The 20913-nt window shown below is 30.9% G+C and carries 19 protein-coding genes and 1 riboswitch; of the genes, 13 read left to right on the plus strand and 6 right to left on the minus strand.

The window, feature by feature from the left end:
- The first annotated feature begins 503 nt into the window (after positions 1-503).
- Complete coding sequence (gene fadH / locus JG554_RS00915) at positions 504-1268, plus strand: 2,4-dienoyl-CoA reductase (protein WP_046206934.1); 765 nt, start codon at positions 504-506, stop codon at positions 1266-1268.
- A gap of 131 nt (positions 1269-1399) precedes the next feature.
- Here the strand turns inward: fadH and JG554_RS00920 are convergent, their stop codons facing one another.
- Positions 1400-2926: an SLC13 family permease gene (locus JG554_RS00920; RefSeq protein WP_070038827.1), complete on the minus strand. Its 1527-nt coding sequence runs from the start codon at positions 2924-2926 to the stop codon at positions 1400-1402.
- A gap of 297 nt (positions 2927-3223) precedes the next feature.
- Between JG554_RS00920 and JG554_RS00925 the strand changes: the two genes are divergently transcribed.
- A complete protein-coding gene (locus tag JG554_RS00925) occupies positions 3224-3730 on the plus strand; it encodes a YfiT family bacillithiol transferase (RefSeq protein WP_070038830.1) in 507 nt (168 codons plus the stop codon).
- A 385-nt stretch (positions 3731-4115) separates the two neighbouring features.
- The gene (locus JG554_RS00930; protein WP_064209904.1) at positions 4116-4778 is read left to right on the plus strand and encodes a transglycosylase family protein; all 663 of its coding nucleotides are present in this window, start codon (positions 4116-4118) and stop codon (positions 4776-4778) included.
- A gap of 129 nt (positions 4779-4907) precedes the next feature.
- Here JG554_RS00930 and JG554_RS00935 read toward each other — a convergent pair whose 3' ends face one another.
- Positions 4908-5576, minus strand: a complete 669-nt coding sequence (locus JG554_RS00935; protein ID WP_064209903.1) for an RluA family pseudouridine synthase — start codon at positions 5574-5576, stop codon at positions 4908-4910.
- 441 nt (positions 5577-6017) lie between these two features.
- Between JG554_RS00935 and JG554_RS00940 the strand changes: the two genes are divergently transcribed.
- The 3 genes from JG554_RS00940 (at position 6018) to JG554_RS00950 (ending at position 9229) form a co-directional block, all read left to right on the plus strand.
- Positions 6018-6734 (plus strand): transglycosylase family protein, encoded by a 717-nt coding sequence (locus tag JG554_RS00940; protein WP_064210030.1) that lies wholly within the window; start codon positions 6018-6020, stop codon positions 6732-6734.
- Positions 6735-7301: 567 nt separating this feature from the next.
- Positions 7302-8018, plus strand: coding sequence for a transglycosylase family protein (locus JG554_RS00945; RefSeq protein ID WP_070038833.1), 717 nt, complete (start codon positions 7302-7304; stop codon positions 8016-8018).
- A 371-nt stretch (positions 8019-8389) separates the two neighbouring features.
- Positions 8390-9229 (plus strand): YitT family protein, encoded by an 840-nt coding sequence (locus JG554_RS00950; protein WP_203265342.1) that lies wholly within the window; start codon positions 8390-8392, stop codon positions 9227-9229.
- A gap of 131 nt (positions 9230-9360) precedes the next feature.
- Here JG554_RS00950 and JG554_RS00955 read toward each other — a convergent pair whose 3' ends face one another.
- The 3 genes from JG554_RS00955 to JG554_RS00965 all read right to left on the minus strand — a co-directional run bounded on the left by JG554_RS00955 (position 9361) and on the right by JG554_RS00965 (position 12395).
- Entirely contained in the window at positions 9361-10278 is a 918-nt protein-coding gene (locus tag JG554_RS00955) for an AEC family transporter (RefSeq protein WP_046206941.1), read from the minus strand.
- Positions 10279-10939: 661 nt separating this feature from the next.
- On the minus strand, positions 10940-11887 hold the full coding sequence (gene trhO / locus JG554_RS00960) for an oxygen-dependent tRNA uridine(34) hydroxylase TrhO (RefSeq protein WP_046206942.1): 948 nt from the start codon (positions 11885-11887) through the stop codon (positions 10940-10942).
- Between the two features lie 289 nt (positions 11888-12176).
- Positions 12177-12395, minus strand: coding sequence for a hypothetical protein (locus JG554_RS00965; protein WP_046206943.1), 219 nt, complete (start codon positions 12393-12395; stop codon positions 12177-12179).
- A 135-nt stretch (positions 12396-12530) separates the two neighbouring features.
- Here JG554_RS00965 and JG554_RS00970 point away from each other — a divergent pair, with 135 nt between their 5' ends.
- The 4 genes from JG554_RS00970 to JG554_RS00985 all read left to right on the plus strand — a co-directional run bounded on the left by JG554_RS00970 (position 12531) and on the right by JG554_RS00985 (position 15864).
- Complete coding sequence (locus tag JG554_RS00970; protein WP_064209973.1) at positions 12531-13004, plus strand: peptide-methionine (S)-S-oxide reductase; 474 nt, start codon at positions 12531-12533, stop codon at positions 13002-13004.
- A gap of 264 nt (positions 13005-13268) precedes the next feature.
- Positions 13269-14702 carry a YhgE/Pip domain-containing protein gene (locus JG554_RS00975; RefSeq protein ID WP_070038840.1) on the plus strand — a complete coding sequence of 478 codons (1434 nt, stop codon included), beginning with the start codon at positions 13269-13271 and terminating at the stop codon, positions 14700-14702.
- Between the two features lie 21 nt (positions 14703-14723).
- Entirely contained in the window at positions 14724-15176 is a 453-nt protein-coding gene (locus JG554_RS00980) for a MarR family winged helix-turn-helix transcriptional regulator (protein WP_046206946.1), read from the plus strand.
- Between the two features lie 121 nt (positions 15177-15297).
- Positions 15298-15864, plus strand: coding sequence for a DUF4064 domain-containing protein (locus tag JG554_RS00985; protein ID WP_046206947.1), 567 nt, complete (start codon positions 15298-15300; stop codon positions 15862-15864).
- Positions 15865-15913: 49 nt separating this feature from the next.
- On the opposite strand, the gene JG554_RS00990 is transcribed toward JG554_RS00985, so the two are convergent.
- On the minus strand, positions 15914-16735 hold the full coding sequence (locus JG554_RS00990; RefSeq protein WP_203265343.1) for a helix-turn-helix domain-containing protein: 822 nt from the start codon (positions 16733-16735) through the stop codon (positions 15914-15916).
- 633 nt (positions 16736-17368) lie between these two features.
- Here JG554_RS00990 and JG554_RS00995 point away from each other — a divergent pair.
- The 3 genes from JG554_RS00995 (at position 17369) to xylB (ending at position 20575) form a co-directional block, all read left to right on the plus strand.
- Entirely contained in the window at positions 17369-17539 is a 171-nt protein-coding gene (locus tag JG554_RS00995; protein WP_155390634.1) for a hypothetical protein, read from the plus strand.
- Positions 17540-17824: 285 nt separating this feature from the next.
- Entirely contained in the window at positions 17825-18748 is a 924-nt protein-coding gene (locus JG554_RS01000) for an AEC family transporter (protein WP_046206948.1), read from the plus strand.
- Positions 18749-19087: 339 nt separating this feature from the next.
- Positions 19088-20575, plus strand: a complete 1488-nt coding sequence (gene xylB / locus JG554_RS01005; protein ID WP_046206949.1) for a xylulokinase — start codon at positions 19088-19090, stop codon at positions 20573-20575.
- Between the two features lie 155 nt (positions 20576-20730).
- A riboswitch (TPP riboswitch) is annotated at positions 20731-20843 on the plus strand.
- Positions 20844-20913 lie beyond the last annotated feature (70 nt).

Below are 20913 nucleotides of genomic sequence, written 5' to 3' on the forward strand. Positions count from 1 at the left end.
TCATTCTTAATAACATCAGTAACAAATTGTCATACATTGTCACTCATCTTATGTCTTTATTTACTATTATATTACGCGATTCACACATGTGAAAATACATATTAATCATATAACACATTCCTATTTGGAATATGTGACCATACTTATAATAATTTACCCTATATTTCAAGTATAAATCATTAAAATAAGTGACAATAACTGCTACATAGTAATATTACATTATAGTATCTATAAATTTCAATTATATATGTCTTAATTAATTATAAAGGGTATAGAAGTAAAAATTTAGACGTGTGAATTTGTATTTAAGCAATTGGTTTTATCAACCACTTATTAAATACATAACGATTAAATAAGCAAAATGTTTCATATGAAACATGGATATAAATGATGTCTCTCAATAATTGAGAGTTATCTTTTAATAAGAAAAATTGGCAAAACTTTGTTATACTGATTTATAAAATGTAAGCGCTTACTAATTTAATTGATAAAGGAGACTCTATATGAAAGATAAAGTGATAATGGTTACTGGTGGAAGTAGTGGTATGGGAAAAGCAATGGCGAAACGTTTTGCTGAAGAAGGTGCGAATGTCGTTATAACAGGTAGATCGTTAGAACGGTTAGAAGCAACGAAAAAGGAAATTGAACACCGAGAAGGACAAATTTTATGTGTTGATATGGATGTTCGTGATACGGAACGCGTACAATATACAGTGGATGAAGCCATTAATACTTTTGGTAAAATAGATGGTTTGGTTAATAACGCAGCTGGTAACTTTATATGTGCTGCTGAAGAACTAACAACTAATGGTTGGAATTCTGTCGTAGATATTGTCTTAAATGGAACTTGGCATTGTACACAAGCTGTTGGAAAAAAATGGATTGAACAAGGACATCGTGGACGTATCATCAATATGGTGGCAACTTATGCATGGCGTTCAGGGCCAGGTGTTGTACACTCTGCTAGTGCAAAAGCGGGTGTGTTAGCAATGACCAGAACGCTCGCTGTAGAGTGGGGTTCAAAGTATGGCATTACCGTAAATGCAATTGCGCCAGGCCCTATAGATCATACAGGAGGCTCTGGAAAACTTAGTTTATCGGAAGACGCACGTCAACAAACATTGGACAGTGTGCCTTTAGGACGCATGGGCCAACCAGAAGAAATTGCAGGATTAGCTAAGTTTTTATTTTCTGAAGAGGCAAATTACATTAATGGTGCTTGTATGACAATGGATGGTGGTCAATGGCTTAACCAAAACGCATTTTAACATCATAGCGTAACTTTATGAAGATAACAGAAATAATAACAGGCTGTGACACACTAATTGTTACAGCCTGTTATTTATGATAATGGTTTTTTAGCAAGTCGATTTTGTTATGGATAAGGATAATTTTCACATTAAATTAAACCGAGCCAATGCCAATAAGTGGCGCTAAATAAAATCATAAGTAAATAACCAATAACCGTTATAGGAATCCCTGTTTTTAAAAAATCTTTAACAGTAAATGTTTCTGTGCCATAGGCCAACATTGATTGTGGTGAGCTTACAGGTAGTAAGAAACCAAAGCTGATAACGAATTGTTGTATAAGCACAAATCCCACAGACTGATTGCCTAAATCCAAGGTAGTGGTTAGTGAAATAAATACAGGAATTAACGCTGATGCTAAACTTGTTGCACTTGCAAAACCTAAATGTATTAAAATATTGAAAAGTGCAATTAATGCAATGGTTACTACAAGAGGATAATGATTTAAACCCATGATGCCAAACGTTTGATCACTCAACCATTGCGCAGCTGTTGTTTTTAAAAGTACATTTCCTAAAGATATACCAACGCCAAAAACAATAATAGTTCCCCAAGGTATACGACTTTCAGCTTCTTTCCAAGACATGACGCCAATTTTAGGAGTTAGCATGACAGACAGTGCTAATAAAATGATTGAAGATGAATCAATAGGATGTAATATTTTTTCGGTAGACCAAAGTATTAATAAAATGATAGATATTCCAATAAGACGCCACTCTTTAGAAGTTACGGGCCCCATCGCTTTTAACTGTTGTTGAATTAAAGATTTACCGCCTGAAAGTTCTTTTTCTTCAGGAGGCATCACTTTAAGCATGATAAAATAAAGCGCAATTGACATCAATACAGACCAAGGTCCTGCATATAATAACCACTGCCCCCATGATATATCAGTATTCAATTGATCATTTATAAAGTTAATTGCGACAATGTTTTGTGCAGCTGCAGTTTTTATACCAATATTCCAAATAGAAACTGCTTGTACAGCTGTGATAACTAAAAGTCCAGCTAATTTACTTTGTTTAGCAACACCGAATGCTGTAATCATTCCTAATAATATAGGAATCACAGCACCTGCTCGTGCAGTTGCTGATGGAACGAAGAATGCTAAAAATATTGCTACTAATATTGTACCTATGACGATGCGACTTGTCTTATTGCCTGCTACAGATAGTACAATGAGTGCAAGTCTTTTATGAAGTTGTGTGATTTGCATTGCGGTTGCTAAAAAAAGAGCAGCCGCAACTAAAGCTAATGCACTCGTAGAAAACCCACTAAAAGCAAGTTTTAAAGCATTACCTGTTCCGAAAAGTGAATTTCCCTTCAATATTTCACCATTTGACTGAGGATGCCCTAGTGATTCAGATAAATTTTGTACTGGACTGAACCCTATCAATAAAATAATGAGTCCAACAATCATGACTGCAGAAACTGGATAAGTCACTGCTTCAGTAACCCATAATATGACTGCAAATAATAATATTGCTAATGCGCTTTTAGCCATAAGCGGTAAACTTTCTGGTGTAGGCAATAACAACAAAGCGATTAAGACAGTGATGCTTGTGAGTAACCAAAACGGTTTAAAATGAGATGTAGATTTAGTAGATGAATCTTTGCGCATATATTTCCACTCCCTTGTTATATCTTTCACAATAATATTACAAATTTTATTAAGTTGTATCATTATAATTTAAGAAAGTTCATAAAAAGTTACTAATTATGTATATGATAAATCGTTAATTTTAAAAATTTTATAGTAATTATGAGAAGATACTTTTGATATGAATATGGGAGAGGCGTTCAACACTGCGACATTAAATCGTTTGCAAGTTTAATTAATAATAAATAGGTAATAGCAATACTAATGGAAAATATAAGAATGCCATTAAACATTTAATAAATAAAAAAGGTGATTAATATGGATGTTAGATTTCCAATTGGTGAATTAGAAGTACCAGATTATGTGACACTAAAAGATATCCAACGGTGGCTTAGTGAAATTGAGACGTATGCATATAGATTAAGACAAACTGTAGATCATTTAAATAAAGAAGCGTTAAACAAACAATATCGGGAGAAAAGTTGGAATGTACGACAACTTGTTCATCATATAGCAGATTCTCAATTAAATATGTTTCAACGCTTAAAATTGGCATTAACAGATACGAATCCAGTTGTTGATCCTTTTATTCAAGATGAGTGGGCTAAACTTGCTGATAGTCAACTTCCTATAGAATGTTCCCTTAAAATGTTAGAAGGTATAAATGAACGTATTATAGCAATTGGTAATCATTTAACAGAAAATGATTTGAATCGTACATTTACATTAAGAGGAAGCGGAGAAATATCTGTTGCTACTAAAGTTGCTAAATTAGCTTGGCATGAAGAACATCATTTAGCGCATATTAAAATTGCATTATCATAATAAATATATGTTGAGACCGTTCAATTTTAATCATTGAACGGTTTTTTTCATGTATAAATAACAAACTAACTACGATAGTTGTCACACTAATTACAATTGTGTTACAGAAAAATTAGTTTGAAAATTAGTTTATATACTTTAGGAATAGGTTTTTTTACAAATTATCTTCGAATTTATATTCGATTTAATGTAATTATTATGTAAAATGCACAGGATTTTTTTAATTTCGCTGTAACCTACAAGGTTTTTATGGATGTTATAGTATTTACTGGAAATTGGTTGAAACAGCATTGGATTTTTCAAAAATAACAATTGGTTTCAATATCACAGATAAAATTAATTCTTAAAAATATAAAAACAAACTTGTAGGAGGATTTACTCAAAAATGAAAAAAACAGTATTAGCTTCAACATTAGCAGTAGGATTAGGTGTAACAGGATTTGCAGCAGGAAATTCAGCTGACGCGGCTGAACAAGGTATTGACAAAGCAGAATTAGCAAACTTAGCACAATCTAACCCAGAACAATTAAATGCATCACCAGTACAAGAAGGCTCATATAGCTATAACTTTAATTATAATGGTTTAAACTATAACTTTGAATCAAATGGACAAACTTGGTCATGGAGTTATGGTGAAGGTTCAAGCGCTAACGCTTCAACTGTAGAACAACCACAACAAGCACAAACTGAGCAACCAGCTCAACAAACTGCACCACAAACTGAACAAACACAACAACCTCAACAAGAAGCAACTACGAAAGCTTCAACTCAATCATCAAGCTCAAATGAAGCTTCAAGTGGTTCTTCAGTAAACGTTAATTCACATTTACAAGCAATCGCGCAACGTGAATCAGGCGGCGACTTAAAAGCTGTTAACCCATCTTCAGGTGCAGCAGGTAAATACCAATTCTTACAAAGCACTTGGGATTCAGTAGCACCAGCACAATATAAAGGTGTATCTCCAACAGAAGCACCAGAATCAGTACAAGATGCTGCAGCTGTAAAACTTTACAATGAAGTTGGCGCTTCACAATGGGTTACTGCATAATCTGAATTATAATTCTTAATTAAAATCAAAAAATACTAATAAAAGCTATGAAAGCATCTTTCAGTAGAGAAGCTTTCATAGCTTTTTTATTTAACAATTGGATAAAGTTACGTGTATTTAAGCATAAAGTTATAAAAAGTCATTCCAAACACCCTCATTTGGAGTAGAAGTTACAGAAATAATTTCATCTTTAGTTGGATGTTTGACACTGAGTTTATATGCCCAAAGTGCAATTTGTTGACCGGGTTTATTAAATTTTTGGCCGTATTTTTGATCTCCGTATAAGGGTAAGTTTTGATTTGCGAATTGAACTCTAATCTGATGTGAACGACCTGTTTTTAATTGGATTTGAACCAAAGTTTTACGATTAATGGTTTTGATAACTTTATAATTCAAAATTGCCTCTTTAGCTTCTTTTTTCTTGGAATTAACCACATATACAATGTTTTTATTTCTATCTTTCCATAAATAATCACGAAGTTCACCTTCTTTTTTTGAAGGTACACCGTGAATAATCGCTAGATATGTTCTATATAATTTTTGTTTTCTAAGTTCATTAGATAACCTAGAAGCCGCTTTGGATGTTTTAGCGAATACGATTGCGCCTCCAACAGGCCGATCAAGGCGATGTACGAGACCAAGATATACATTTCCTGGTTTATTGTATTGGACTTTTATGTAATTTTTTAAAATAGACAACAAATCTTGATCTCTTGAGTTATCTTCTTGTACAGGAACATTGATAGGTTTCTCTACCATTAATAAATGGTTATCTTCATAAAGAATATTGTCGAACATTTAATTCCTCCAACATAATATACATTATTAGTTTTCGTAAATTTTAAAATAAAATTATTAAAATTAAACCAAATTAAGATATTATCAGTAGTTAGATATAAATTCAATCTTCCTTATATTTAAAAATCATAAAAAGTAATTATTTATTAAGGTGAAAGTGAATATTATTTTCACACTAATTACATTGTCATTACATATTTGTAAAAGTAGAATAATAGTTCCTGATTGATGTGTTGGTTTTTTGAATGGAATTGAGGTACGTGATCAATGTAATTGAGGCGTAAAAATTCTAGATATTTTTTAACTTCACTGTAACCCACAAGCTTTTTCTAGATGTTACAGTGGGAACTAGCAAATTTGATAAAAGTAATTTTGCAAAATCGAAAACACAAATTTAAACACAAATTTAAAAGTATTATCTCTTAGGAGGATTTATTAATAATGAAAAAAACAGTATTAGCTTCAACGTTAGCAGTAGGACTTGGCGTAACAGGGATCGCAGCAGGAAATTCAGCAGATGCGTCTGAACAAGGTATCGATCAAGCACAACTAGCTCAACAAGCACAAAACAACCCTGAACAATTAAATGCTAAGCCAGTACATGAAGGTGCTTATAACTATAACTTTAATCAAGATAATTTAAATTATAACTTTGAATCTGATGGCACATATTGGTCATGGAGCTATGGTGAAGGTTCAAACGGATCAAGCGATGCATCAACACAATCAACAACTAATGTAGGACAACAAGAACAAGCACCGCAAACTCAAGACCAAACACAACCACAACAAGCTTCATCAGAACAACCAGCACAAGAGCAAGCACCTCAAACTGAGCAAACGCAACAACCACAACAAGAAGCAGCTTCATCACAACAATCAACAGATAATTCAAGTGAAGCATCAAGTGGTTCATCAGTAGAAGTAAACGATCACTTGAAACAAATCGCGCAACGTGAATCAGGTGGCGACTTAAAAGCAGTTAATCCATCTTCAGGTGCAGCAGGTAAATATCAATTCTTACAAAGTACATGGGATTCAGTAGCGCCAGATGAATATAAAGGTCAATCACCAACGGAAGCACCAGAATCAGTACAAGACCAAGCAGCAATGGATTTATATGAATCTGAAGGTGCTTCACAATGGGTTACTGCATAATAAGATAATATGCAATTTTAAAATATGAATATAAATGTATAGAGTGAGTGACATATAAAGCTCATGCTAAAAATAAAGGACTAATCCGTTAGCAACAACATGGATTAGTCCTTTTTACATTGAGGGAAAGACATATATTTTCGAAAGTTATAGAATTAATTGTAGAAAATTAATAGAAAAGTTAATTTTAAAAAGATATTTAAATAATATACTAAAAATAATACTTAATTTAAAACTGCTGACTTATTAATTAATGAACTAAATCTTGCAATAATAGAATAAAAAGTGCTTTTATTACAACATCATTACAATAAAATTGAAAATATAACTAACCCTAAAACGATGATGATGGCGTTCTAAGGTTTTTTGATGAGTGTAATATTTAACTTTTATGTCATTAGGACGTAAAAAATCTAGATGTTTTTTTAACTTCACTGTAACCCACAAGCTTTTTCTAGATGTTACAGTGGGAACTAGCAAATTTGATAAAAGTAATTTTGCAAAAAACGAAACACAAATTTAAAAAGCAAATTTAAAAGTATTATCTCTTGGGAGGATTTATTAATAATGAAAAAAACAGTATTAGCTTCAACGTTAGCAGTAGGACTTGGCGTAACAGGAATTGCAGCAGGAAATTCAGCAGATGCGTCTGAACAAGGTATCGATCAAGCACAACTAGCTCAACAAGCACAAAACAACCCTGAACAATTAAATGCTAAGCCAGTACATGAAGGTGCTTATAACTATAACTTTAATCAAGATAATTTAAATTATAACTTTGAATCTGATGGCACAAATTGGTCATGGAGCTATGGTGAAGGTTCAAACGGATCAAGCGATGCATCAACACAATCAACAACTAATGCAGGACAACAAGAACAAGCACCGCAAACTCAAGACCAAACACAACCACAACAAGATTCATCAGAACAACCAGCACAAGAGCAAGCACCTCAAACTGAGCAAACGCAACAACCACAACAAGAAGCAGCTTCATCACAACAATCAACAGGTAGTTCAAGTGAAGCATCAAGTGGTTCATCTGTAGACGTGAACGATCACTTGAAACAAATCGCGCAACGTGAATCAGGTGGCGACTTAAAAGCAGTTAATCCATCTTCAGGTGCAGCAGGTAAATATCAATTCCTACAAAGTACATGGGATTCAGTAGCACCAGATGAATATAAAGGTGTATCACCAACGGAAGCACCAGAATCAGTACAAGACCAAGCAGCAATGGATTTATATGAATCTGAAGGTGCTTCACAGTGGGTTACTGCATAATAAAATAATATTTAATTTTGAAATATTGTATCATCAGTCCCTAGGTTCTTTTATAGAATCTAGGGATTTTTCATTTTTTAGTGGAACATGAAAATGATTAAATTAGAGCATAATATTAAACAGCTTATAATAAATTGAAGTAAACATTATATACTTATAATTCAACATAACCCGCATACATTGAAAAACATACGTATTTTTATTATTATGTTTTCTGTATTAAAAAAATTATAATTTGAAATTGTAATTCTGAAACTTTTTAGCTATTGCTGAAAAGTTTCTTTTTGTGTTGAAAGCAAAATGGACGAAGTATAGTTAAGAAAATGGTTGTTCAAAAAATAGATTAATTTATAGAAAGAGGTGTTGGTTCAATGGTATATAAAATTCATCTGAAAAATATTTGTTTTTGTCTTTTAGGTACTTTTTTAATTGCAATAGGCGTCAATTCTTTTGTTTTAGCTTCAAATTTAGGAGAAGGTGGCACAGTCGGTATTTCTTTGAATCTAAAATATACTTTAGGTCTTTCTCCAGCGTTGACGACACTTATCATTAACATCATATTAATTGGTGTTGGTTGGAAATATCTAAGTAAAACAACTGCACTTTATACTTTGATTACTGTGGTTGCAAGTTCATTCTTCTTGGGTATTACTGAATCTTTTAATTTAAATTTAGAGTCTGATTTTATCAATACTATTTTTTCAGGCGTGCTCATTGGTATCGGTACAGGCTTTGTGATATCTGCCCGTAGTACATTGGGCGGTACTTCAGTTATTGCAAAAATTATAAACAAATACAGCGAAATTAAAACGTCACAAGCATTATTTATACTTGATTCATTGATAGTTTTATCATTCTTACTTGTCTTACCTATACAAAATGTACTTTATACTATTGTCATGTTGTTTATCGTTGAAAAAAGCATGTCTTTTGTAATAGAAGGATTTAATCCTAAAAAAGCGATTACTATTATTTCAGATTTTAATGCAGACATTAGTAAACAAATTAATGAAGAAACAGGTCGTGGCTCAACACTGCTAAATGGTGTAGGAGGATATCAACAAAAAGTGACGAATGTACTTTACGTAGTCGTTCCTCAAAATCAGTTAGCTAGAATTAAAAAAATTGTAAATCGTCATGATGAAAATGCCTTTTTAGTAATTCATGATGTACGAGATGTCCTAGGAAATGGGTTTATGAAATTACAATAAGCATAGAAAAGCAAATATCTTCAAATTAACTACAAAAATTTGAAAATACCAGTCTTTCATTTATATATTGGATGGCTGGTATTTTTATATGCGCATTTGTTATGGGATAAATATGTTATCATTACCAATTTTTAAAATAAGATACGAGATAAAAAGATAACAGTGGTAACTGTAAAAATACTAAATAATGTAGAAAACAATACAATTTGTGCATGTAATTCCGGTTCAATTTGATATTCCATGGCAATCGTAGAAGTATTTCTTGAAGTAGGAAAAGAACTAGCAATAAAAAGTGATTGTGCCACAACACCGTCTAAACCTAATAAATAGATAACTGCTAAAGAAAGTATTGGACTTATTATTAAACGACCAATAAGTGACCATGAAATAACGCGATGGAAAAAGTTGATTTTAATTCTGGCAAGTTGTGCTCCTAACAAAATCAGTGCTATAGCTACAAATCCATCAGAGAGTTGATCGAGGGGAATTAAAATCGTTTTGGGAAGCTTAACAGTAAAAACTTGGCAGATAATTCCTAGTAGAAGTGCATGAAAAACTGGTAGACGTAAAAATCCGCGTGTGATATCTGCCATTGATTTACTAGCTGATAGTAGATTATACATACCATAAGAATATGTGAGTAAATTTTGAAATACTAAAATGAAAATTTGGACTGAGACACCGATTGGATTATGACTAAATACGAGTTGACTGACTGGTAACCCGTAATTTCCTGAATTCATTAACGAAATACTATTTTTTAGAGCAGCACTTTCTCCTTTTTCTAAATGTAGACATTTAGAAATTAAATTGCCAAGTAAAATTAAAATAACGCTGAAAATGATAATATAATATATTATGTTTAGTAATAAAGGTATATCAATGTTAATTTGGTAAATGTTTACAAATACTGATGCCGGCATTAAGCAGTATGTTATTAAAGTGGAAAAGTGTTTAAGATTAAAAGAAAATTTTATTTGAAGTATTAAACCCAACAATATCAGAAGTAAAATAGGCAAAATAACTTCTGAAAGAATAAAAATAAACATAAGCAACCTTCTATCTCTAAAAATTTTATGTGATGAAAAATAATGCAATATTCATTTACTTTTACGTTAGCACATATTTATTATAAGTAAAATAAATCTTAATAATTAGAATTGATAAGTAAAGGTTATCATTATGTTGCTCAAATAGTAAGTGAAATGTAAAAATCTCAATAAATATAAAGCGTGCGGTAGCTAATTATGTAAAAAAAAGTAATTTTAAAAAGACAAGGTACTGAAACATAAACCCTAGAAAAATAACACTCATATGATTTAATTCAATCCATCTGAGTGTTTCTTTGATTATTCAATACTGCAGCATATTGTTGGCTCGATTTCTCAGGGACAGATTCAGTCTGTCTCGTCTTCAGATTGTCTTGTTCCAGCAAACGTCTCGCCAAAATACAATGTATTCATATGTACTTTTACGTTAAATACTTTAAAAAATAAAACACTATATCAATCCAAGTAGTAACTCAATGAGCTAACTATAATTAAAACAGTATTGAAAAAAGGCAATTTCTATTGAAATAATATAGAAATTGCCTTTTCACTTGTCCAAGAACTTTATGTCCCAGACTATTTTTTTGTTAACTTGATAGATATGTCTAATATTTTGTATGACATTATCGTATGTTCATACAGTGTTTCAAAGCATCATTTACTAGACAAGTTGTTTAAAGTTTTCTAGGCGTTTTGCTTTTTCTTCATCACTAATACCATGTTTTTTAACATAGCGATTATTTTCGTGTTCAGCACATTCATGGCAACAAGCGCCTAAATAACGTGCTTCATTTTCTTCAGATACTAAAATTTGACGGTTACATTCAGGATTAGAACAATTGATGTAACGTTCACAAGGTGTCCCATCAAACCATTCTTTACCTACAACAGTTTTTTCAACTTGATTGACATCTACACTGATACGTTCGTCAAATACGTACATTTTGCCGTCCCAATACTCACCTTTTGTTTCTGGATCTTTTCCATAAGTGGCGATACCACCTTCAAGTTGGCTGACGTCTTCAAAACCTTCTCTTAATAGATAACCGGAGAATTTCTCACAGCGAATACCGCCAGTACAATAAGTGACGATTTTTTTATCCATAAATTGATCTTTATTTTCTTTAATCCAGTCTGGTAAATCTCTAAAACGAGTAATATTAGGTCGAATCGCACCACGGAAATGTCCTAAATCATATTCATAATCATTACGCGCATCGATAACAATTGTGTCATCATCAAATAATGCTTCTTTAAATTCTTTAGGTGATAAATAATTACCAGTAAGTTCTTTAGGGTTAATATCTTGCTCTAAATCTAATGCTACAATTTCTTTTCTAGGACGCACGTGCATTTTTTTAAACGCGTGACCATCTGCTTCATCAATTTTGAAAGTAATTCCTTTGAATCTTTCATCTGATTGTAATGCGTTCATATATTTTTCTGTTGCTTCAACTGTTCCTGATACAGTACCATTAATACCTTCAGTTGATACTAAGATACGTCCTTTAAGCTCCAAATCTTTACAAAAATCTAAATGCTCTGTAGCAAATGTTTCTGGGTCTTCAATCGTTGTATATTTATAATACAATAATACTCTGTAATCCATAATTCTATTCTCCTCTTATTTATTTCTGTTTATAATAGTTTTATATAAAATTAATAGTTTAGTGATGTCGTGCGGCTATCATTCATAATGGTATTATGAATGTTTGCTATATGCTTTTATAAAAGGACGAAATTCTCCTCACTATATTGTAACAAAAAAGGAACAATATTCAATTTAAAAATTTTGTAAAACTAAATATTGTCAAAAATTTTTTGAAGAGCATTTGAATTATGATAAAAAACATGTTCTTTTCAAATTTATTATCAATGAAAAGAACATGTATATAAATTTACTTATTTTTATTTGTAAAGATAAGTGCAACTACTAAACTAATTGTACTGATAGCAAAGATAATATTCATAATAGAAAGTGTTTCTATAATCACTACATCTTTGCCTAATCGTTCAAAAGCATTTTGTTGCATTTCTTTCTCTGAATTAAAATCACTGTCAGCTCTTGAAGGCTTTTCTTCAATATCTTCTAATAATCTTTCTTTAACTTTAGGCATGTTATACCTCCTTATTCTCTATTATAATTTTTCCCTATTAACAAAAAATAAACCATCAATATATAGGCGTTTGCATCATATGCTTGAGGTGGCTATACTTTTATTAATCAATGAAATAAAGCAGGAGAGGATAGAATGGAAACTGTATATTTAGCAGGTGGATGCCTTTGGGGTGTTCAGGCATTCGTTAAGACATTACCAGGTGTCATTCAAACAGAAGCTGGTAGGGCAAATGGTATTACGCATACACTTGATGGAGAATATGATGGTTATGTAGAAGTAATTAAAACGAGTTTTGAACCGGAAAAAGTATCTGTTTCTGATTTAATGGGGTATCTTTTTGAAATTATTGACCCTTATAGTGTAAATCAACAAGGTCAAGATATAGGATTAAAATATAGAACTGGCTTATATAGTGAAGACGCAAAACATTTAAAAGAAGCACAGGCATACATAGATGCAATTGAAGATCATCATCTTATAGCTACAGAGGTATTGCCACTGACGAATTATGTTAAAAGTGCAGAAGCACATCAAGACAGATTATCAAAATTTCCAAATGACTACTGTCATATACCTAAAGGACTTATTAATAAGTATAAAAAGTGATGAAACAATATAGATTTTAAAGTAAAACTTCTTTGTATATTTTGAAAACATTTTCATAAAAAGTAACCATAAAATTTTTGAAAAAAGGGTTTGACATTTAAATTTAAGGCGCGTAATATACTAAAAGTACATGGGGTGTACTAATGTATTTTCACCCCTTTAAATACTTAGTCATACGCATTATACTAAGACAAATATTTTTGTTTTAGTCTTTTTTTATCTTATAGTACACGGGATGTACGATTAAAGGAAGGTAGTTGGAAAATGTTGAATGAATTTAAATTTATTTTTAAAAATAAAATGTTAGTGGTCTCTTTAATTGCTATATCGCTTATTTCATTGCTATATGTAGCTTTGTTTGTTGGTTCAATGTGGGATCCATACGACAAGACAGAAAATCTAAAAATATCTGTTGTCAACCATGATGAAAAAGCAACGCTTAATAATAAAGATATTACTATCGGTGATGATTTAGTAGACAAATTAAAAGATAATGATAAGTTTGATTTTCAAGTTGTTTCTGAAAAAGAAGCAGATAAGCAATTGAATAGAGGTGAAAGTGTAGGAACAATTATCGTTCCCAAGAATGCTTCATCCAATGCAACGACAATTTTAGATGAAAATCCTAAAAAAATAAATCTGGAAACTAAGGTGAACCCAGGCTCTAGCTATACGGGCAGTCAATCTGCAAATTCAGCTATCAATACAGTGACTGAATCTATAAAAGATAATATTAGATCAAATTATTTGAATGAATTATTCGCTAGTGCTAAAAAATCACAATCAGGTTATCAAGATACATCTGATGCATTAGGGCAAATGTCTGATGCAGAAACACAACTTATTGATGGTAATCAAGAAGTGACAAATGGTATTCAACAAATGGCGCCGATGGTAGGTCAACCAGCTCAAAAGTTATTATCAGGAAATCAGCAAGTAACAGATGGGTTGAAAGAGCTTCAGGCTAATAATGACGAATTAAAATCAAAAATAGACGACGCAGTGAGTCAGCAAAACAATGTTTCATTTGAATCCGAAAATGAAAAAGCGCTTAATGATGTTACTAAAGTAAAAGAAAATAATCCGACGAATGCTGATGAATATGGTGCAACAATTGTTCCTTATATGGCAAGTGTAAGTTTATTTGTTGGTGCGCTATCGTTTAGTGCGATTTATCCATTGAGAAAAACGATTGATAAATCTACAACTTCAATAAGACAAACTTTAGGAAAATTTGCATTATATATTGTTCAAGGTGCGTTATCTGCATTGTTCATGAGTAGTTGGGTATTATTTGTATTTAATATGTCAGTTGGTAATGTCTGGAAATTTATATTAGTAGGGTTATTATGGGCTATTGCAGCAATTACAATCACATCATTCCTAACATTATTCTTAGATAGAATAGGACTCTTTATATCAATGATTCTTTTAATCTTACAATTGAGTGCAAGTGAAGGTATGTTCCCAATAGAGCTTTCTGCAACGTTCTATAGATGGATACATCCATTTTCACCAATGTCCTATGCTATTCAAGGATATAGAGAAGCAATATTCACTAATGCAGGTCACTTCGACTTTGGATTTGTTGTAGCTCTACTTATCGGAATCATTATCGTAATGATGATTTTACAATATTTAGTTTTATTATGGTTTAATAAACGTGAAAAATTACCACTTTCTATCGAATTCAAGTAACTTATAAAGGGGGATAAAGTGATGAATGATGTAGATGCATCGATTGAGAAAGCGATAACCAAATTTCAAATCGTGATGCTGTATTTAAACAAAGAAATTATTGAAATGGTGAATGAATCATCTCTCACAAACCTACTTTCAAGAGAACAAATTGAAGCGATGAGAATTATTCAAACAAAAGGTCAAGTTACGATTAATGAGTTAGCTGGGCTACAAAATATATTTAAAACAGCTGCTTCAAAAAGAATCGGTAAACTTGAAGAAATGGGTTATGTGCAAAGGGCACACTCAAACAATAAAAGAATTAAATTAGTCCAATTAAGTTTAGAAGGTGAAAGTTTCTTAAAACAAGCGACTTCAGCAATGAGTGAATCAGTGAAAAATCGCTTAGGTAACCAATTTTCACTTGAAGAAATAGAAGATTTTGTAAATCAATTGGAACGAATCGATGAAGCGTTTAGAAAAAGTAAATAATTACTAAGCAATTAAATGAGTTATACATGGACTTGTAGCTACAGGATTAGTATACTAAATGATATAATTTCAAGCGTATACTAACTGAAAAACATAAATTTTTAATTAGGGGTGAAACATAATGAAAAGAACAGCTGAACGTATACTTGCCTGGATTGGTATTGGTTTACAGCTATTAGGTGTAATTGTTCTGGCAATATTCTTACCATTAATTGGAAATGGTGACAATAAAAATGCAATGATACAAGCAATGATGGAAGATGATAGTTCAATCACATATGAAAATGGAGAAGCGGTTATTAATATGTTAAGTGCCTTGGTAACTGCAGGACTAGTATTATCTATTGTGCTACTTATAGTGGCGATTATTGGTGCAGTGTTAATTGGTAAAAAAGCCAAAGCTGCCGGCATTTTATTAATCATTGTGGGTGTTATTTCATTAATCGGTAACTGGATTACTGCTATTTTATGGTTAGTAGCCGGTATCATGTTGCTAGTAAGAAAACCTCAAAAACCTATTTATAGCAGAGATGAAGAAGATGATGCTAATCCCTTTATCAAAGATGGGTCACAAGTAAATGAACATAATAACTCATATGTATTATCTGAAAATCAAAAAGAGAACGAACAAGAAAAAATCAAAGAAAATTATTCCGATACTGACGAGGATAATAAATATAAATATTAATTTTTAATCCAAGTTTGCCTTTGATAGGTAAACTTGGATTTTTTATATATTATTCAGATTTGATTGTATCTAAAATTAATTGGAGTTGGTTATATAATTGATGTGGTTCTATCTTCGTATTTGTATTTTTAGAATTATGTTTTTTTATAAAATCTTTTGGTGTCATATGCATCACATTTTTGAAATCTCTCAAATAAGTATTGTATGAACGGAACCCATAATCTACCCAAATTGATTCGCTATTGCCATTTGTTAATAAATCCCTAGATAAACTATAGATTTTAACTTTTTTAATGTATTTGATTAATGAAATATTCATTTTTTTTGAAAATTCTCTAGATAAATAACTACTATTTACGTAAAATGTTTTAGCTAGTAAATTAAGCGTTAATGGTTGCTTGTAATGTTGGTTAATATATTCTACAACGTTTTTAATTAATTTATTCGAGTAAGTCAACTGACCATATATATTTGCTTGAGATGAATTGAGGTAATTAATTAATTTAATAACTCCGATGTCTCCATTAAATAAATTATTTTCTAAAATATTTTTTAAAGTTGTAATATAAGTTTCGGTAATCAACTTACTTAATTTATATTTTTCTAGAAGATTTTCTCGATTGATTAAGGTGAAACGATGATAACTTAAATTATTTATTGAAATACAAGCAAGCATACCTTCTCGATGTACAATGAGATTTTCTTCGAAATCGTATACCACAAATACATCGCCTCGATGAAATATAAAATTTGATTTTACTTTTTGGAAATGAATCATACCTGAAATAACCAAATATATATTGGAAAAGTTAGGTGTATTTAAATGTTCTAATTGATCACCTTCATCATAAATGATGTGATTATAATCCATTGAAACCCTCCATTCCTTAAATGTTGCTAGAAAAGTTAGCATCAATTTATGTAAAATGAGAATCAGATTAAGTATTAAGGTATTGGGAGTGAGAGCAATAAATTTGTTTTGGAAATGTAGATATACTTAAATTTAATTTCATTTATTTAAATAGTACTCTTTTTAAAATTAATACGTCAATTAATGTTGCGTAATTATAATAAAATAAAATTCTAAAACTAAAAAAATGGATAATTTTTACATCTGTTTATAATATATTCTATTATTGAGCGTAAAAATAGTGATAAATTCGAACAATTCGTGAATAATTTTGAAGTACTGAATAATTGAAAATATTTTCAGCGTTGTATTAAGTCAGTATTCCAGCTAATTAGCAAGATGTCATAGGGTATTGATTTCCATAAAATGAGAATCATAAAAGTAGCATTTTAGTGAGTTTAGCGTCCAAAAAATAGAATGCTGTATACAAATTGGGGTAATATCAAATCAAGTAGCATAAATTGTATTGTTATTAAACTAAATTAAAATGCAATAAAATAAGTTGTTCTATTGAGGAAGATAATAAAAACATGTAAATTGATAGTAAAGGTTAATATAGACATTAAATTGAAATTAACGAATGAGGTGAGCTAAATGATGATGATGATTGGTATACTTACACCGCTATTGGTTATTGGCTTTATAGTTATGTCAATTTTGGAAGAAAAAAAACGAAACAAAAGAGAGCAAGAAAATAATAACGATGATCAAAAGCACATAAATAATACGACTAATAGCAATGAGGATAACCGTAAAGATGAATAATTCATTATTTTATTGTTATAAACCTCTTTAAATAGTAAAGTGCTCCATTAAATCATGCACATATTAAAATAGTATGAACAAAGCAAAGTTTAGCATTCTATTGATACGATATAGGAGTTGAAATATAAAATTGATTTCTAATTTATCAATTTTTATTTCACTCCTAATTTTTATATTTTCAAAGTATATCAACGACATAATTTTAATGGTCAGATATCTAAATTTAACTTAAACACAAATGAAATATGTCTAGTGTTAAATTTTCTTACAAGGAAGTGTTATATAATGAGTGAAATGATATATATATTACAAAGTGTATTATTACCTATTTTCATAATGATTGTATTGGGATTTATCTTACAGAAAAAGTTCACACTAGATTTAAAAACTTTAGCGAAATTAAATATATATGTGTTTGTACCAGGATTTATTTTTGTAAAGTTTTATAAGACAAATTTTGAATTACATTTATTATTATATATTGTAGTTTTCTTTATAATATACATAATTTGTTTATATATCGTGGGCAAAGCTTTAACTTTAATAAACAAGAGGGATAAAGGGGAAGCTACGACGTTAACCAATAGTGTATTATTTTTTAATTCTGGAAATTATGGTGTACCAGTTAATGATTTAGTGTTTAAGGGAGATCCACTCGCGATGTCTGTTCAAGTCATCGTTTTATCATTACAAAATATTTTCACTTTTTCGTATGGCATTTTTGCAATACAGTCTGCACAAATTGGAAAGTTAAAAGCGATGTTAGGGTATTTTAAAATGCCAGTGCTATACGCTTTGTTACTTGCAATTATTTTAAATTATGCGGATATCCCCATACCGGAATTTATTTGGACGCCAGCTAATTATGTGGCAGATGCGATGATTGCAATTGCTTTAATCATGCTAGGAGCACAAATTGCGAATATAAACTTTACTTTCAAGTGGTCACTATCATATATTTTTATATTTGTACGTTTAGTCATTGGACCAGCTATCGCATTAATCATTATAAAAATCATGGGTATTGAAGGAGTGATTGCACAAACACTTTTTATCGCTTCAGCAATGCCAACATCAGTAAATAGTTCTGTGATAGCGCAAGAGTATGACAATCATCCTGAACTTGCAGCAGAACTTGTCTTTTTATCAACTTTATTAAGTTCAATTACTGTGGTAATTGTTATTTATGCTTCTAAATTATTATTTTAGATAAATAAAAAGTTGTATGAATTATCATTACCAATACGTTTAAGCGCTGAGATATAAAAATTAAATCTTGGCGTTTTTTATTTCAGTTTTTAGCAAATTTTTATGAATTAAAAAATCACTGATGTATTTAAAGTGCTGAAAATTTTAATGCCACTTTTCTTGCTATATCAAACTTAAACCATGTAATATCCTTGTTTGTCTATTGTATAAAAATTGAATCGAAAATATTTTATTTGTAAAAATAATTTTTATTTTCAAATTTATTGTGCTATAAATATAGCGTGAACGACATTTAAAATAAATAGTTTGAAAATAACTATAAATTGAAGGATGGTATATGTGAAAGAGATTGTATTAGGCATAGATATCGGTACAAGTTCTGTTAAAGCCATTGCTATTAATAAAAGAGGTGACGTTTTAGATAGCGTCAGCGAACCCATCGATGTTATTAATCAACAAACAGGTTTTAGTGAACAAAATCCAGATGATTGGTTTAAAGCATCTAAAGATTGCATTAAGTACTTATTAAATTCTGTAAAGTTAGCAAATATGAAGATCAAAGGTATTTCATTTTCTGGCCAAATGCACAGTTTAGTACTGCTTGATCATCAATTTCAACCACTTAGAAATGCCATTTTATGGAATGATACAAGATCCACTTTTCAATGCGAACAAATAAAACAGCAATTTGGTGAATATGTAATGGATAATCCTGTGTTAGAAGGATTTACATTAACTAAGTTGTTATGGGTAAAAGAAAACGAACCATTGATTTGGTCCAAAGCAAATGTGTTCTTATTGCCTAAAGATTATGTGAGATTTAAATTCACAGATACGATAAATATGGAATATTCTGATGGCTCAAGCACGTTGTTAATGGATATAGCATATAAGTGTTGGAATAAAAAAATTTGTGAGTATTATGGTGTATATCAACTATGTCCCAATTTAATTGAATCACAAAAATTTGTAGGATACATCAATACTTCAATCGCAGATGAATTAGGTATGGGTGATGATGTGGCAGTATTTGCTGGGGGTGGAGATAATGCCTGTGGTGCATTAGGTGCAGGTGTTATTAACGATGGCGATACATTATGCAGTATCGGCACTTCTGGTGTGATACTAGCGTGTGATTCTGAGCATACGGGTACTTATTATCACAATATACATCATTTTAATCATGTACTCCCTGAAAAATCTTATGCGATGGGAGTAATATTAGCTGCAGGAGATAGTTTGAAATGGTTTCAAAAAAACATCGCTCCAAATTTAACTTATAGTCAAATTTTGGATGAAGCAAAACAGTCTTCTATAGGGAGTAATGGTTTAATATATGCACCATATCTATCAGGAGAACGTACACCTCATGGGGATAGTCAAATTAGAGGAAGTTTTATTGGCTTAAGCCGTATGCATTCGATTAAAGATATGGCTCGCGCGGTTATTGAAGGTATTACTTTTGCATTATATGAATCTATCTATTATTTACGTGAAAATGATAAAAAAATTAAAGAAATGACTTCTATTGGTGGTGGAGCTAAAAGTGATTTTTGGCTTCAATTACAAGCTGATATCTTCAACGCTAAAGTATATAAATTAAAGCATGAAGAGGGACCAAGTATGGGTGCAGCGATGATAGCAGCAAAAGGTGTAGGGTGGTTTCATGATACCGCTGAGATGGTAAGACAATTTATACAATATGATAAAGTATTTGAACCATGTATAGAAAACCATATGCAATATAAGCAGTATTTTGCAATATATAAAAAAATCTATGGTGATACCAAAAAAATAACAAAAGAATTATTAAAGTTATCGCAATAAAATTATAATATCGGTGCAATTATGTCACTATTTCTTATGATATTTCCTGGAAAATAAAAAGCTTAAAAAATATAGACGGTTGAAAAAATACAGTTTTTACGTTAAATTAAACATGAAATAAACATAAAATGCATATCAATTAAATAGAGATAAGTTTAGACCACTGGAAGTGCCTTTATGACAAAAGGCTGAGACGAGCGTGATACGCTAGAATTCCTTGAACCTGATCCAGTTTGTACTGGCGTAGGAAAAGTGGCGTTATAAACCGTATTAGTCCGTTCATATTAACGTTATTTTTCCTATTTGGAAAAGTAACGTTTTTTTTATTTTTAGGAGTG

Source organism: Staphylococcus sp. 11-B-312 (genome assembly GCF_016743055.1).
Lineage (GTDB): Bacteria > Bacillota > Bacilli > Staphylococcales > Staphylococcaceae > Staphylococcus > Staphylococcus ureilyticus.